Origin of the sequence: Pontibacter ruber, assembly GCF_023630205.1 — a bacterium.
In the GTDB taxonomy this organism is placed as follows: Bacteria; Bacteroidota; Bacteroidia; order Cytophagales; family Hymenobacteraceae; genus Pontibacter; species Pontibacter ruber.
In genome coordinates this window covers 110,894-126,118 of record NZ_JALPRR010000002.1, presented here as the reverse complement: position 1 = coordinate 126,118, position 15,225 = coordinate 110,894, and the positions used below count along the sequence as shown (strand labels likewise).

The 15,225-nt window shown below is 50.7% G+C and carries 14 protein-coding genes; 11 read left to right on the top strand and 3 right to left on the bottom strand.

Translation table 11 applies throughout. The annotated features are described in order from the left end of the window. Positions 1 to 105: 105 nt before the first annotated feature. On the top strand, positions 106 to 2,607 hold the full coding sequence (locus tag MJ611_RS07405; protein ID WP_250429013.1) for a cation-translocating P-type ATPase: 2,502 nt from the start codon (positions 106 to 108) through the stop codon (positions 2,605 to 2,607). A gap of 187 nt (positions 2,608 to 2,794) precedes the next feature. Further along, positions 2,795 to 3,718, top strand: coding sequence for an alpha/beta hydrolase family protein (locus MJ611_RS07400; protein ID WP_250429010.1), 924 nt, complete (start codon positions 2,795 to 2,797; stop codon positions 3,716 to 3,718). Between the two features lie 625 nt (positions 3,719 to 4,343). On the opposite strand, the gene MJ611_RS07395 is transcribed toward MJ611_RS07400, so the two are convergent. Further along, entirely contained in the window at positions 4,344 to 4,820 is a 477-nt protein-coding gene (locus MJ611_RS07395) for a peroxiredoxin (RefSeq protein WP_250429009.1), read from the bottom strand. A gap of 145 nt (positions 4,821 to 4,965) precedes the next feature. On the opposite strand from MJ611_RS07395, the gene MJ611_RS07390 reads away from it, so the two are divergent. The 8 genes from MJ611_RS07390 (at position 4,966) to MJ611_RS07355 (ending at position 12,206) form a co-directional block, all read left to right on the top strand. Then, positions 4,966 to 5,673, top strand: coding sequence for a glycosyltransferase family 2 protein (locus MJ611_RS07390; protein WP_394802160.1), 708 nt, complete (start codon positions 4,966 to 4,968; stop codon positions 5,671 to 5,673). Positions 5,674 to 5,698: 25 nt separating this feature from the next. Beyond that, positions 5,699 to 7,177 (top strand): cellulose synthase family protein, encoded by a 1,479-nt coding sequence (locus MJ611_RS07385; protein WP_250429008.1) that lies wholly within the window; start codon positions 5,699 to 5,701, stop codon positions 7,175 to 7,177. A 2-nt stretch (positions 7,178 to 7,179) separates the two neighbouring features. Next, on the top strand, positions 7,180 to 8,511 hold the full coding sequence (locus MJ611_RS07380) for a hypothetical protein (protein WP_250429006.1): 1,332 nt from the start codon (positions 7,180 to 7,182) through the stop codon (positions 8,509 to 8,511). Between the two features lie 164 nt (positions 8,512 to 8,675). After that, the gene (locus tag MJ611_RS07375; protein ID WP_250429005.1) at positions 8,676 to 9,119 is read left to right on the top strand and encodes a nuclear transport factor 2 family protein; all 444 of its coding nucleotides are present in this window, start codon (positions 8,676 to 8,678) and stop codon (positions 9,117 to 9,119) included. 203 nt (positions 9,120 to 9,322) lie between these two features. Then, a complete protein-coding gene (locus MJ611_RS07370; protein WP_250429003.1) occupies positions 9,323 to 9,649 on the top strand; it encodes a hypothetical protein in 327 nt (108 codons plus the stop codon). Positions 9,650 to 9,712: 63 nt separating this feature from the next. Further along, a complete protein-coding gene (locus MJ611_RS07365; protein ID WP_250429001.1) occupies positions 9,713 to 10,492 on the top strand; it encodes a LolA-like protein in 780 nt (259 codons plus the stop codon). 218 nt (positions 10,493 to 10,710) lie between these two features. Beyond that, positions 10,711 to 11,238 (top strand): DinB family protein, encoded by a 528-nt coding sequence (locus tag MJ611_RS07360; protein WP_250429000.1) that lies wholly within the window; start codon positions 10,711 to 10,713, stop codon positions 11,236 to 11,238. Between the two features lie 296 nt (positions 11,239 to 11,534). Then, positions 11,535 to 12,206, top strand: coding sequence for a hypothetical protein (locus MJ611_RS07355; protein WP_250428999.1), 672 nt, complete (start codon positions 11,535 to 11,537; stop codon positions 12,204 to 12,206). 98 nt (positions 12,207 to 12,304) lie between these two features. Here the strand turns inward: MJ611_RS07355 and MJ611_RS07350 are convergent, their stop codons facing one another. Next, positions 12,305 to 12,985: a DUF2461 domain-containing protein gene (locus MJ611_RS07350; protein WP_250428997.1), complete on the bottom strand. Its 681-nt coding sequence runs from the start codon at positions 12,983 to 12,985 to the stop codon at positions 12,305 to 12,307. A 26-nt stretch (positions 12,986 to 13,011) separates the two neighbouring features. Further along, positions 13,012 to 13,890 carry a hypothetical protein gene (locus MJ611_RS07345; RefSeq protein ID WP_250428995.1) on the bottom strand — a complete coding sequence of 293 codons (879 nt, stop codon included), beginning with the start codon at positions 13,888 to 13,890 and terminating at the stop codon, positions 13,012 to 13,014. A gap of 238 nt (positions 13,891 to 14,128) precedes the next feature. Here MJ611_RS07345 and MJ611_RS07340 point away from each other — a divergent pair, with 238 nt between their 5' ends. Beyond that, positions 14,129 to 15,217: a L,D-transpeptidase family protein gene (locus MJ611_RS07340; protein WP_250428993.1), complete on the top strand. Its 1,089-nt coding sequence runs from the start codon at positions 14,129 to 14,131 to the stop codon at positions 15,215 to 15,217. Positions 15,218 to 15,225 lie beyond the last annotated feature (8 nt).

Genomic DNA, 15,225 nt, shown 5'->3' with positions numbered 1-15,225 from the left:
TTCTTTTTTACACAACAACTGTGCAGGCATCATACGATAACCAACTTTATATCAGCCTATTTTCGCCGATACGTATACTTTAGGAGGCTAACAGAGAAATACCTTATGGCTGCTCCTACCAACAACCACTTTACCGGCCTTACCGATGCAGAAGTGCAGCAAAGCAGGCAGCAGCATGGGCTAAACAAGCTAACTAGCGGGGGGCATCATCCCCTGCTCACGATGCTCCGGCACATTGTTACCGAGCCCATGTTTATTCTGCTGGTGGTGGCCTGCAGCTTATACTTTATACTTGCCGAGTACGCCGAAGGAATCATGATGCTGGTGGCTATTCTGCTGGTGTCAAGCATTTCGTTTTTCCAGGAGGTGCGCAGCAAGAATGCCCTTGATGCCCTGCGCAAGCTCTCGCAGCCAAGAGCAACTGTGGTGCGCAATGGCAAGGAGCAGGAAATACCTACAGAAGAGCTTGTAGTAGACGACGTGATGCTGGTACGCGAAGGCGAACAGATCCCAGCTGACGGCTTCATCCTCCAATCGCATGATTTTTCGGTAGATGAATCTGTGCTGACCGGTGAGTCATATGCCGTAGTGCGAAACAACCAGGAAGATAACAACCAGCTGGCCATGGGCACGACTGTGGCCTCGGGACAGGCTACCGTTCAGGTTACAACCGTGGGCATGAAGACGCAGCTCGGCAAACTGGGAAAATCATTGGAAACAGAGAAAGAAGCAGAAACACCACTGCAGCTGCAGATAGCACAATTTGTGCGGCGCATGGCCCTGTTTGGCTTTATGGCTTTCCTGCTGGTGTGGCTCCTGAATTATATCGAGTCGGGAAATGTGCTGCAGGGCTTGCTTTTTGGCCTTACGCTGGCCATGTCGGTGCTGCCCGAAGAAATACCGGTTGCTTTTTCGACATTCATGGCGATCGGGGCCTGGCGCATGATCCGGCACAACATCCTGACCAAAAGCCTGAGAACGGTGGAAACGCTTGGCTCCGCTACCGTCATCTGCCTCGACAAAACCGGCACCATCACTGAAAATTCCATGCAGCTGGCCAAAGTATACGATTACGCCTCCGCCCAGCTTCTGAATACGGAAGCATGCACCTCTGCTGCCTGCCACCAGGTGCTGGAATACGCCATGTGGGCGAGCGAACCAACGCCCTTCGACCCGATGGAACAGGCCCTGCACCAGGCCTATGCAGCCGCCATTCCCACAGATGAGCGACCCAACTATACCATGGTGCACGAATACCCGCTGGCAGGCAAGCCGCCCATGATGACGCACCTGTACCAGAACAGCGCCGGAGCAGGCATTGTAGCCAGCAAAGGGGCCGCCGAACGCATCATCGAGGTATGTGCCCTGCCAGCAGCTGCAAGAGCTCAGTTGGAGGCCACCATTCATGCGCTGGCAGCAGAGGGTTATCGTGTATTAGGCGTAGCAAAAACCCCTTTTAAGGCAGATGATTACCCCAAAGATCAATCAGAGTTCGACTGGGAATTTTTAGGACTGGTGGCCCTCTACGACCCGCCTAAAAAGAATATTGCAAACGTACTGCAGCAGTTCTACCAGGCTGGCATTAAAGTAAAAATGGTAACGGGGGACTACCCGGAAACAGCCAGCGCCATTGCCCGGGAAAGTGGCTTCCGGGACTGCGGTTCGTACTTGACTGGTAATGACGTGATGAAAATGCCTGAGGAGGAATTACAACGCCAGGTATCGGAAAAGGAGCTGTTTGCCCGCATGTTTCCAGAGGCAAAGCTGCGCCTGATCCATGCTCTGCAAAACAACGGCGAAATAGTAGCCATGACCGGCGATGGCGTAAACGACGGACCGGCCCTGAAAGCAGCGCACATTGGCGTGGTAATGGGGCAGCGCGGAACCGAAATTGCCAAACGGGCAGGCGCCCTGATCCTGCTCGACGACGACCTGGAGAAGATGGTGCTTGCCGTAGGCCTCGGACGGAAAATTTACTCTAACCTGAAAAAAGCGGTACGCTACATCATCTCCATCCACATCCCGATCATACTTACTGTAACCATCCCGCTGGTGCTGGGCTGGAAGTATCCGAATATCTTCACGCCGGTGCATGTCATTTTCCTGGAGCTGCTCATGGGGCCTACCTGCTCTATTATTTACGAGAACGAGCCGATGGAAAAAGACGTCATGAACCGCGACCCACGGCACCCGCAAAGCACGTTTCTTTCGTTCCGGGAGCTGGCCATCAGCTTTGTGCAAGGGCTGCTGATCGCGGCAGGCGTGCTGGGCATGTATTACTTTGCAGTTTCATCCGGTTACAGCGAGACCCTCACCCGCTCCCTTACGTTCCTGACGCTGCTGCTTTCCAACATCTTCCTGACGCTGGTTAACCGGTCTTTTACCTACACCATCTTTACAACGCTGCGCTACCACAACATCCTTATTCCCCTAGTCATCGGCCTCACGCTGGTGCTGACCGTGCTGATTTACCGTACCCCCCTGCTGCAAAACCTGTTTCAGGTGGAGCACGTGCCATACCATCTGGTGCTTTACGCGACTGGCGCTGCTTTTCTGTCGGTGATCTGGGTTGAGTTTTATAAGCTTATCCGAAGGCAGATCCGGTGATAAGCCGGCTTTTATACTTGTGCAGTTATACTTCAGGCATAACTAAGTATGGAAAGACGTTCCCGCCCACGATCGCACTGTTTAGCCGGTTACGCAAATCAAACGCAATGAGCAAGTATAGCCCGGGCAACGTACCTTCGTATAAGGTCCGGGATTATGATTCCGGTAGCTATACTTTAATTGCTTTATGTCGCACCACGCAGTTTTACAAAAAGAGTCGATCTACATTCCGGTTACCGATACAGACCAACTGCACCTGAAGCGCTTCAGTCGCGATGGCAAAGGTGCGCCTGTGTTGCTGGTGCACGGCTCCATCGAGAACGGTCGTATTTTTTATTCGAAGTCAGAGAAAGGATTTGCGCCTTACCTGGCCAGGCACGGCTACGATGTGTTTGTGGCCGACCTGCGCGGGCGCGGCAAGAGTACGCCCCGTATCACGCGCCGCTCCACGTTTGGCCTTACGCATACCTTGCGGGAGGACTTTCCGGCCATTATAGACAAGATAAAAGAGCTGAAAGGCGACGTGCCCCAGTACTGGGGTGCACACTCGTGGGGAGGGGTGCTGATGCTGGCCTACCTGGCCCGGCAGGTGGTTCCGGTAAAGGTGCAAGCCATGTTCTTTTTTGGCAGCAAGCGTCGCATCAGTATCCGCAGCCTCAAGAAGTTTCTGATGGTGGATGTGGTGTGGAACTGGCTGTCCAAAGCAGTAGTATCGGTAGCGGGATCGCTGCCGGCAAAGGCCATGCGCATCGGCTCTGACAGCGAGACCAAGCTGACGCACCGGCAAACGCACGAGTGGGTGGTGCAACGCCGCTGGCTGGACTGGGAAGATAAGTTTGACTATGCTGCAGCCCTGCAGCGCACGCAGTTACCCCCTACTCTCTACCTGACCGGCATTGCCGACGATGTGCTGGGCCACCCGGTAGACGTAGAGAAACTGATGCTGGAAACCGGTTGCGACCGAAGCGAATTCAGGGTGCTCAGTAAAGCCAGTGGCAACCTCCACAACTACGGCCACATCGACATCCTGACGCACCCTGATGCCACACACGATCATTTTCCGGCTATACTCCGCTGGCTCGAAAAGCATAAGCCGGTGGAGGAGGTGTAAGGTTTGGTCAGGCTATGCAATTCTCATACGCTCCATACAAAGTATAAACCCACCCCTGCACCCCTCCGAGGAGGGAATGAGCCTTTGGTGTAGCTGGAGTTATACTTTCATAATGTTCCAATCACCCCTAACCCCTCCTTGTCTAAGGAGGGGAGCTTTACGGCTTTTTCCATACTTTAAAGTATATCTTTCATAGCTGCTGTATAAACACACCCCTGCACCCCTCTCAAGAGGGGAATTTTGCTTTTGTTTCCTTAACTGTTCCTGTTGCATAGTCGCTTACGAAGAAGTATCGTTTGCAGTCCTTGGGTTGAGCGCCTCGAGAGGTTCTGGTGACGAGCGCAAGCGAGGCATTGCGACGTAGGAGCAAAGGAAGCGAAAGCAGCGCGATGCCCGAGGATGAGGCCCCGCGGCCTTGAGCGCACCATTGACAGCTATGGAAGTATAAGCAAGTAAAACTGAGAAAGGAAGGTAGCTACAAAGAGAAGGCTTGCCAGATATCAAGTATAAACCTCAGCTATAAGTATTAGACTTCTCATTGCATTCTAAATGACAAAAAGGTTTAAACAAAAAAGCCGCAGTGGTTTACCCCCTGCGGCTTGCGTTTTACATACCTACATACCCTTTATGCGCTCTGCATTTGTTGCTTGTTCAGTGCCCGCAGCACGTCAAGCGCCCTGTCTACGTGCTCCAGCGGTTTGGTAAGCGAGTTGAACACATACTGTACTGTACCCGTCCTGTCGATGATGAAGGTTACACGTCCCGGCACAATACCGAACTTGCGGGATACACCGAAAAGTTTGCGAACGCCACCCCCTTTGTCGCTCAGTAGTATGAACGGCAAACGGAACTGCTTCTCAAACTTCTTATGAGAATCCGGGCTGTCGGAGCTGACGCCTACAACTTCGGCCCCCTGCTCCCGGAAAATCTCGTACTGGTCCCGAAACTCACAAGCCTGCTTTGTACAGCCGGGTGTATTATCTTTCGGATAAAAGTACAGCACCACATTCTTCTCCTTCAGCGTATCATAAAGGCGAAACAAGCCTCCATCCTGCCGCTGCAATTCGAAATCCGGCGCTTTTTCTCCTACTTGTAATTCCATCTTAAATTCAACTGTTAAGTGTACTTCTTACTTAAGTATAACCCTCGCTCTCTCAAAAAGTTGCTGCAAAGGTACTACCTGGCCTTATTCTAAATCATGGGCGCACTGTTTTAGTTCCGTAAGTATAAATTAGGCATCTTTGCGCATGCAACTACCTGCCATGCCCCTTATCGACGTTGTCATACCTGCCTTTAACGAAGAGGAATCCATAGCCAAAGTGATTGCCGCCATACCTTCGGGGCTGGTGCAGGAGGTAATTGTAGTGAACAATAATTCGACGGATCAGACAGCAGCAAATGCCCGGGCTGCTGGAGCCACCGTACTGGATGAACCCAACCCCGGCTACGGCAACGCCTGCCTGAAAGGCATTGCGTATGCAGCTGCCAAACCAACCACCACGCGGCCTGTTATACTGGTGTTTTTAGATGGCGATTACTCGGATTACCCGGAAGAGATGCCGCTGTTGGTGCAACCCATACTGGATGGACATACTGACATGGTGATCGGCTCGCGGGCACTGGGAGATCGCGAAGGCGGCTCCATGATGCCGCAGCAGATCTTCGGCAACTGGCTGGCTACTACCCTGCTGCGCTGGCTGTACGGCGCTTCTTTCACCGACCTGGGGCCTTTCCGGGCTATTCGGTTTGATGCCTTGCAGCAGCTTGGCATGCGCGACCGCAACTATGGCTGGACCGTGGAAATGCAGGCCAAGGCTGCCAAACAGAAGATCCGGTTTACGGAGGTGCCGGTAAGCTACCGCAAGCGCATCGGCGTGTCCAAAGTATCGGGCACGGTGAAAGGCTCTGTTATGGCAGGCTATAAGATCCTGTTTACTATTTTTAAATACCTGTAGCAAAACATAATACCAGCAGCCCGGCATGAACATCTTTCAGCTTTTTCTTGTCTCCGTGTACGGCATCTGCCTGGCTTTTATTTTCTGCTACAGCTTGGTACAGCTGCACCTCACCTACCTGTACTGGACCCGCAAGAAGAAGCAAAAACCTCCATTAACACCTGCTGCCTCGCAGAAGTGGCCGACCGTAACAGTGCAACTGCCCCTCTACAACGAGCGCTATGTAGTGGAGCGGCTGATCGATGCGGTTGCGGCCCTGGACTACCCACGCCACCTCCTGCAGATCCAGCTCCTCGACGACTCTACCGACGATACCAGCAGCCTTATCCAGCAGAAAATAAGCGACTACAGCGAGAGCGGCATTCGCTTCGAGCACATCCGTCGGCCGGAGCGTACCGGTTACAAAGCCGGCGCGCTGCAGTATGGGCTGGAGCGCGCAACAGGCACTTTCATCGCTATTTTTGATGCTGATTTTGTACCGGCTCCCGATTTTCTGCAGCGTACGATTCCTGCCTTCACGCACGAGCGCATCGGCGTGGTGCAAACGCGCTGGGGACACCTGAACAGTGAATATTCTTTACTGACCAGACTACAGGCCTTCGGGCTGAACGCGCACTTTACCATTGAACAAAGCGGCCGCAACAGCGGGGGGCATTTTATCAACTTTAACGGCACGGCCGGCGTGTGGCGCAAAAACTGCATTATAGATGCCGGCGGCTGGCAACCCGACACCCTTACCGAAGACCTGGACCTGAGCTACCGTGCCCAATTGCGGGGCTGGCAGTTCTCGTACCTGGAAGAGGTGGAAGCACCGGCAGAGCTTCCGGCTGCCATGGGCGCCCTGAAATCGCAGCAGTTCCGCTGGACCAAAGGCGCCGCCGAAACTGCCCGCAAACACCTGCTGCAGGTTCTTCGCTCTCCTGTACCTTTTCTTACCAAGTTGCACGCTACCTTCCACCTGCTCAACAGCAGCGTGTTTGTGTGTGTGTTGATCACAGCTATACTTAGCATACCCATACTTTACCTCAAGCACAACGAGCCGGGGCTGGAGCTTCTTTTTAAACTCGGATCGCTGCTCATACTTAGCCTGTTTTCGCTGCTGGCCTTTTACTGGACTGCCCTTTACCAGGAAACCCGCTCCGCGTGGCTAACCACCAAACGCTTTGTACCGGAGTTCTTCCTGTTCCTCTCCATGTCGATGGGGCTTTCGCTGCACAACAGTGTAGCGGTACTGGAAGGCTATTCAGGTAAAAAAACACCTTTCATCCGGACCCCGAAACACAACCTGGTGCAGTGCCGGGGCACCTGGAGGCAACATGCTTATACTGTGGCAAGTATAAATGCGGTAACATTGCTGGAAGGTCTACTATCACTATATTTCGGGTATGGGATAGTAACGGCTTTCCGGCTGCAGGATTTCGGGCTGGTGCCTTTCCATGTGATGTTGACACTAGGCTTTGGCTCCGTTTCCTTTTATTCCCTTTTCCATAGCAGACGCGCATAAGTATGGTCCGGAAAAATGTGGTGCCCTACATTGCTTTGGTAATTTCTGCCCTTGCCTACCTGGCACTGGGGTATGCCACGCCGCGAGAAAATTTTACACAACTGCTGGTGTTGGTGCTGCTTGCCTTTGGAGCGTATGCCTATGTTACCACCCAGAAAGTTAACGTCTGGCACGGTATAGCGGCCGCCCTGTTCTTCAGGTTGCTGTTCCTCTTTTCCATACCTGCACTTTCCGACGATTATTTCCGGTTTGTGTGGGACGGCCGGTTGCTGCTGAACGGAGAAAACCCTTACCTGCACCTGCCTTCTTACTACCTGAGCAACGCTGCCCCCGCACTGCCGGGTATTACACAGGAGTTGTTTCAGCAGCTAAACTCCAAGGAGTACTACTCTGTCTATCCGCCGGTGTTGCAGGCGGTGTTCTGGCTGGCTGCAGCGCTCTTCCCGAACAGCATGTTGGGAAGTGTGATCGTATTGCGGGTAGTTATACTTCTGGCTGAGGCTGGTTCTGTTTTCCTGCTGCTGCGGTTGGTGCGCCGCATGGGCCTGCCCGACCGGTACATGCTGCTTTATGCCCTGAACCCGCTCGTTATACTGGAGCTGACAGGCAACCTGCATTTTGAAGCGCTACTGATCTTTTTCCTCTTATTAGCTTTGTACCAGTTGCATTACCAGCGCTACCGGATTGCAGCAGTTCCTTTCGCACTGGCTATTGGCGCAAAACTATTGCCGCTCATGTTTCTGCCGTTCGTGTTGCGCAAACTTGGTGCGGGCCGCTTCCTTGCTTTTGGTTTGGTGCTGTTGGCAATGCTGGTCCTGCTGTTTTTTCCGCTGCTAACTCCGGAGGTGCTCGGCAACTTTTTCCAAAGTATAGATTTATACTTCCAGCGCTTTGAGTTTAATGCAAGTGTATACTACCTGTTGCGTTGGGTAGGCTTCCGCCTGACAGGCTATAACCAGATCGCAGTGATCGGGCCGCTTTTATCGCTGGCTATACTTGCTACGGTGCTGGCGCTGGCTGCCGTTAAATACCTGGGTTCTGTAAGAAGGCTGGCTGGCTACATGGCCGCAGCGCTTACGGTATACCTGTTCCTTTCCACTACGGTACACCCCTGGTACATCACCACGCTGGTGGCTCTCACCGCCATGAGCCACTTCCGCTACGCAGCCGTCTGGTCAGGGCTGGCCATTTTCAGCTATTCCGCCTACCGCACCAGCGCCTACACCGAAAACCTCTGGCTGGTAGCAGTAGAGTACACCCTGGTCTTCCTGTGGCTTTGGGTGGAGTTATACCTATACCGGCAGCAGAAAAAGTATGCAAACCTGGCCAAGTAATCTCTGGGAATATTTTACAAAAGGATAGCATTTAAATAATAGGATTATCCTATATTTAACCCGAAGTATCATAACTTCAGTATTGTCGCTGGTTGCTTATATACACTGAAGCGATGACAAGCCAGAAACAGATTTCTATACTTTTGATTTAAGCTGATCAACCGGTGAAAAAGATCCTGATATTCTTATCTGCCCTGGTAATACTTACTTCCTGTACTAACCAAAACCAACAATCGATGAGTGCTGAAAACATGGAGATCGTAAAGCAATACTATAGCCATTTCAATAACCACAATTGGAAGAAAATGGCCGGAATGTACACGGTAACGGCAGACTTTAAAGACCCCTCACTCGAACAGGGAATTGTAAAGCAGACGCGTGAGCAGACAATTCAGAAGTATAGCGAGCTCAGCACCATGTTCCCCGACATACAAGACGAGGTTGTCCAGATCTATCCTTCCGGGGATAAGCATGTTGTTGTGGAATTTGTATCCCGCGGAACTGCACCGGACGGATCCAAATTTGAATTGCCAATCTGTACGATCTTTACAATTGAGGATGGACTCATCACAAAAGACTTCACTTACTACGATAATTTCGGGGAGTAAAACGCCGGCTGAGCCAAGTATAGCAGCAACGGTGAAGTACAGAAAAGAAGCTTTACCAACATACCGCCTAATAAGCAGGCAGTATCCTTTACTCCTCCAAACTCTACAGATCTTTCTATGCACACCTTCGACACAAAACCCATAGCCCCACCTACGGCTTACTATCTCTGTTATCGCTCTTCATACTTTTCCATTTGCTGATCATGACGGGGGTTGTGCCTTTCGACGCAGTGTGGGGAGGCAGATTGGAGAACACGTCGCAGATGCTCCGTTTTGAGGGCATATCCGTGGCAATAAACCTGGTAATGCTAGCCATTGTAGCCCAGCATGCCGGCATGCTGAAAACCGGAATCAGCAGAAAGATAACTTCTGTTGCTCTTTGGGTAATGTTCGTGCTGTTCCTTTTCAACACAGCCGGTAATGCTCTTTCCAACAACGACCTGGAGAAGATGCTCTTCACGCCTGTAACGATCCTGCTGGCAATGTTTAGCCTGCGCTTAGCTCTTGCTAAAAATCCGGAGAACGTTTAATTAGCTGCTTCTTCAACTCAGGTAAGTATATTGCCGCAATTTTATTTTACACCCTATACAACTATGAGAAAAACCCTTTTTACACGCAAATTGCTTTTAGTTCTCCTATCTCCTCTCCTGCTGTTTGCCGCCTCCTGTACCCGTAAGATGAGCCCGGAGAGCGCCCGCCTCAACGATGGCACCGAAGTAGTAAATGCCATGTACCAGAAGTGGAAAGACAAATGGTACCCGAACTTTGCCTTCGAGCAGAAAGCCATTTTTTACGAGAACGACCAGGTAACGAAAGAAGAAGTATGGCAGGAGATCTACAGCCAGCCGGGCAACCTGCACATTCGCTTTAATGGCTTCGAAACAGGCAATGGCGTTCTGTTTGCCCAGGATTCCGTTTACAACTTTGCCAACGGCGAGCTAAAGAGCAAGCGCCCGATGGTGCACAACCTCGTGCTGCTGAGCTTTGATGTATACTTTCTGCAGCCGGCGGTTACAGCAGAAAAACTGCAGCAGCTCGGCTTTAACTTACAGCAAATGACTGAGTCTACCTGGCAGGGCCGTCCGGTTTATGTAGTTGGCACAAGCAATGCCGCAGACACTACCACCACGCAGTTCTGGGTTGACAAAGAGCGGCTCTATACCGTCAGGTCTATTATCAATTCCAACGGTGCCGTACGCGATGTAGAGATCAACAACTACAAGCAGATCAACAACAATTGGGTGGCCACCGAGATCGTCTTCAAGACAAACGGCAAGAAAACACTGTACGAAGAATACTTCAATATTTCCTTCCCGGAGAGAACGGATAAAAGCTGGTTCGACCCCAAGCAGTTCAGCTCAGCCCGCTGGTAAAAGTATAACCTGTAAGCCTTTACGGGCACTGCTTCCAAATTATAAAAGCCGTATACAACATTAGTTTGTGTACGGCTTTTCTATTATTAGCTCCTGCCAAACCTATACTTATGAGTGCCAAATCCCAACTCATCGACCGCAGGTGCTTTATCAGGACGACAGCTACCTTTACTGCCGGATTCGCTGGATTTTGTCTTTTACCACAAACAGGGGCAGGTATGAACAGCATAGAGGAAGGCATCAATATCATAGGCCCACGACAGGGATTTTCGCCGCAGATCGGGACATTGGTTTCCATGATGAACTGGATGCGCATGGTGGTGCTTGGCTCCGTGCAGCAGATGACGGTAGAGGAACTGGACTACCTGCACGATGCGAAGGCAAATACCATCGGCGCCATGCTGCTGCACCTTGCAGCCACTGAAAGGTTTTACCAGGTAAATACATTTGAAGGCAAGCCCTGGGAAAGAGCAGAAAACAGGCAGTGGGACATACCCCTGAACCTGGGCGCTGCGGCCAGAAAGCACATTAAAGGCAACAGCCTTAACTATTACCAGAACATACTTGAAGAAACGCGCGAAAAGACCTTAACCGAATTCAGGAAACGTGACGATGCCTGGCTAATGGCCGTGGACAGGAAGTGGCCCTGGGGCCCTACCAACAACTTCTGCAAGTGGTTTCATGTGTGCGAGCACGAATCCAACCACAACGGGCAAATTAAATGGATCAGAGGCAGGTTGACTTAGAATACAGTACAGCCTAGTAGCTATCATTTTCATTCTGCGCTTATACTTACAGGAAGGTTAAGGCTGATGTAGCTATAGAAACACTGTCTGACTTTATCGCATTTCATACCTTATCCCGTGGTGTTTTCCATCTCCAATACGGTTATACTTTGCCTGGTTTCGAAGCCTGGCTGAAGAGAAAGAAACTATATTTTACTATATTAACAGGAAGTTTACTCCGTTTATCCGCCGGATTTGACAGATAAGCCGAATAAACTTCCGTTTAGCAGCTAGTTGTGCAGCATCCAGATTACAAAATGAAAAAGACTTCTAGATACGCTCTTATCGCCTTAACTTTCAATACACTCCTGCTGTCATGCTCTTCTGACAAAATGCAATATTTCTCTATTAACTGTTTGTGCGTTTTCACGGCAACTTATACAGCTAGTACAAATGACGAAGATAACCGAACGAAAGAGTTCTCTTTTACTAACAGCCCATTGTTTAGCTATGGGGTGCCTAAAGAAGACTTTGCGAGAGGTTCTGCCTTACAGATAAAGCAGAGACTGGAGGTTGATTCACTATCTAGCATCAAGATTAAATTAGTTAGCGATAAGGAAAATGGAAAGAGCCATGCGACTTCCTTCGAATATTCTCATGCAGAACTAGCCCAATTAGCACCTAAATTCTCTGAGATATCAGAATTAGTAAGACCCTTTGTTGAACACGTTTACGCCGACAACAGTCAAGCAGCCTATAGCTTGGTAGCCAATGACGTAGACCAAGAACAGTTTAACGCTGTGTTTGATGAAATCAAGAGTGGGCTTGATGAAGGGTATGTTGATACCAGAATTGTTTCTTACGAGGCAACTAAGGATGGGTACTTTATTTTTGGTGGAGTTTACACAGAGAACGAGGTGCTGGATTTATTCCAAATGGAGCTGAAGGATACCAAAGAAGGACTGAAAATTGTTTGGTTTAAATTTTAGTCTATAGCTTATAGAAATAGTACGTTGCACAACAACACCTTTACGGTAGCTATGCCACCGCAAAGCTCAGCCCGTTACACCTTCAACTCAATATCTCCCTACTCTCCCACATCCTTCAGCGGCGCCATCAGGAAATCGTTGAAAGGCTTCACGGCCTTGAACGCTTCCAGCACCACATCTTTAAAATCCTTTCCTAAAACCACTTTGTCGGGTAGCGGCATTACTGCATTCCAGCTTTTAAAGCGCAGGTATTCGATGGCCGGGTTCTCTTTGTCGTAGCCTTTGGGAGTGGTTTTCAGCTGCTCGCCTTGTATGTTGCCAAAACGCTCTTTAAAGGCAGGCTCCTGCAGTATACTTTCCAGCTCCTCCAGGTTATAGTCGATCTCCTGCCGAACGGCTTTCAGGTAATCGGCAGGTGGCATCCAGAGGCCGCCGGCTACAAACGAATTATCGTTGCCGGCCAGGTGCAGGTAATAGCCTGGAAGTATGGATTTGCGTCCGCCTTCTGCAATGTAAGCGCCAAAATGGTCTTTGTACGGGCGCTTGTCATTCGAAAAGCGTACATCGCGGTAAATGCGAAACAGCAGGTCTTTGCCCTGCTGACCGTGCGCCACCGGCTCAAAAAGCGCCATCTCTGCCAGCAGCTCGTCCAGGAACTGGCTGTAGTTTTTGCGTGCCGCATCGTAGCGGGGCTTGTTCTGGTTAAACCACTCGCGGGTATTGTTTTTGCTCAGGTCGGATAAAAAGGTAAGCGTACTTTTTTCTATGGTAGTAGCCATGGGCTTTTTGTTCAAAGTTATACTTGTTATTCTGTTTGCCAATAGGCATAGCGGCTAAGTTTCTTTAGCTCGAGGTTTCGGCCATCCCAGGCTTGCTGCCGCAGGAGTTGGTTCGGGTACTGAGCAGCAAACCAATAAAGGCTGCGTTTGTTTTCGTCGAGTTGCACCAGCACCTGCCAGGCCGCTGCACCCGCTATATCAGCCTTAGTGGTGCTGATCGTTGCCTTGTATACTTTTGGATCAGTGGCTTTGTTTGTCTGCTGCGTTTCCAGCACATTAGCTTCAAATGTAAGCCCATTGCGGAAGCGGAGGCTGCGCAACGTGTAAGGCAACTGGTCTTCCAGCAGCAGGTCTTTCTGCAGTTTGCGGTTGCCTTCGCTCTGCCCGTCGAAGTATGAGTTGAAGTATAAATTATACTTCTCGCCCTCGTCAGTAATGGCTTTGAAGGTGTTGCCGCACCACTCCTGCGAGGAAGTTGTCATTTTGTGCAGGTGCAGCGGGTTTTCCCTCCGGATGAAGAGCGAGGTAAGGTAATGGTACGGGTATTCCTCGGTAGGAATGCGACAAAACTCGTTCACCTTCATCACCGGGAACAGATCGTTGCGGGTATAGTCGTCGGTTTTGACGTTATGCTCTTTGTTGAAATCTTCCTTCACCGTGATGAGCGTATATTCGAATGTCCGCTTTTTATTGTACACCACACGTTCGGCATGATACACAGCCACTTCTGCCAGCCCATTTTCCCAAAGTTTGTGCATGGCCCAGTTCAGATCGAAATACTCCTCCAACTGCTGATAGGTCTCTGTGCTGTTAACGGAAGATTTCTGCTTGCCTGCTTCATGCTTGCAGGCCATACTTAGCCCTGTAATCCATAACAGCAGCAAAATGTACAGGTTCGGTCGCATAGGCAGGATAGTTTAAGCTAAACTACGGAAGAATCTTCATTTAAAACAAACCGCATCAGAATGCCTGCTAACACCCTCCGCCCTGCTGCAAATCCTTCCCTGAACCAGCCGCCTTTCTTGATGTAAAAACGTAAACTATAAAAGACACCCTATTACGCTACACATGCCCCGCCTGGTTTTAATTCTGGTTTTCTACCTGTTAGCAAGGATTAGCGATGCGCAGTCTCCGCAAGAGCCCATGCTGCTTGTACCTGACTATGCGGTACGCATGCAGGAGGCGATAGTGTATTACCAGCAGTTGGCTACGCAACCATGGAAACCGGTACCAGGCAGACCGCTGCTCAAATCCGGCACAACAAGCCCCCGTGTGCAACAGCTACAGGAAAACCTGATCCTGCTTGGAGACCTGCCGCATGAACTTGCCGGAACCGATGAAGTGTATACTTCTGAAGTGGCTGCTGCCGTGGCCAACTTCCAGGAGCGACACGGGCTGATAGCGGATAGTATTTACGGGCCTAAGACAGCCGCTGCCATGAGCGTACCCCCAGCCAGACGCCTGGTTCAACTGCAAAACAGCCTCAGCCGCTGGAGTGCTACCAGCCGGGGCCTTGAGCCGCCCTACCTCATTGTCAATATTCCGGAGTATGCGCTGCGGCTGGTAGACAGCAGTAACGTGATCTTAGAAACCCGCACCATCATCGGCAAGCCCGACCTGCCTACCCGAAGTGTCCGCACTGCTGTACATACCATCATTGTTAATCCCTCCTGGATTATACCACGGTCCATTGCCAGCAAAGAGATACTGCCTATTCTTAAGCGTAATCCGGGGTACCTGGACAAAAGGGACATGAGGCTGTTCAAACCGACTATCCTGGGAGGGTACGTACGGGTTAACCCCTGGCAGATTAACTGGGCAAAGGTAACACCTCACAACTTTAATTACAGGATCGTACAAAAGCCAGGAGAGCAGAATGAGTTGGGCAGGATCAAGTTCCTTTTTAACACAAGGGTAGACCAGTACCTGCACGACACCAAAAACAGGCAGCTGTTTGACCTGGAATACCGGGCGCTGAGCCACGGCTGTATCCGGGTGCAGCATCCGGAGGAGCTGGCCAAATACCTGCTTCAGGAGCGTTCCGGATATTCAGCGAAAAGAGTGGAACGCCTGCTTACCAGCAAAAAGCCTGAACAAAACATCCGTCTGAAAAAGCCCACACCGCTGCTTATTACGTACCTGACTGCCTGGATAGATAACCGGGACCGCATTCAGTTCCGGGACGATATTTACGGTTACGACAAAGCACCACCTCTAACGAGGCAGGAGTAATTTTAACA

Coding starts and splice junctions, on each gene's coding strand:
- MJ611_RS07405 (WP_250429013.1), top strand. CDS start 106: ATGGCTGCTCCTACCAACAACCACTTTACCGGCCTTACCGATGCAGAA.
- MJ611_RS07400 (WP_250429010.1), top strand. CDS start 2,795: ATGTCGCACCACGCAGTTTTACAAAAAGAGTCGATCTACATTCCGGTT.
- MJ611_RS07395 (WP_250429009.1), bottom strand. CDS start 4,820: ATGGAATTACAAGTAGGAGAAAAAGCGCCGGATTTCGAATTGCAGCGG.
- MJ611_RS07390 (WP_394802160.1), top strand. CDS start 4,966: ATGCAACTACCTGCCATGCCCCTTATCGACGTTGTCATACCTGCCTTT.
- MJ611_RS07385 (WP_250429008.1), top strand. CDS start 5,699: ATGAACATCTTTCAGCTTTTTCTTGTCTCCGTGTACGGCATCTGCCTG.
- MJ611_RS07380 (WP_250429006.1), top strand. CDS start 7,180: ATGGTCCGGAAAAATGTGGTGCCCTACATTGCTTTGGTAATTTCTGCC.
- MJ611_RS07370 (WP_250429003.1), top strand. CDS start 9,323: ATGACGGGGGTTGTGCCTTTCGACGCAGTGTGGGGAGGCAGATTGGAG.
- MJ611_RS07365 (WP_250429001.1), top strand. CDS start 9,713: ATGAGAAAAACCCTTTTTACACGCAAATTGCTTTTAGTTCTCCTATCT.
- MJ611_RS07360 (WP_250429000.1), top strand. CDS start 10,711: ATGAACAGCATAGAGGAAGGCATCAATATCATAGGCCCACGACAGGGA.
- MJ611_RS07355 (WP_250428999.1), top strand. CDS start 11,535: ATGAAAAAGACTTCTAGATACGCTCTTATCGCCTTAACTTTCAATACA.
- MJ611_RS07350 (WP_250428997.1), bottom strand. CDS start 12,985: ATGGCTACTACCATAGAAAAAAGTACGCTTACCTTTTTATCCGACCTG.
- MJ611_RS07345 (WP_250428995.1), bottom strand. CDS start 13,890: ATGCGACCGAACCTGTACATTTTGCTGCTGTTATGGATTACAGGGCTA.
- MJ611_RS07340 (WP_250428993.1), top strand. CDS start 14,129: ATGCTGCTTGTACCTGACTATGCGGTACGCATGCAGGAGGCGATAGTG.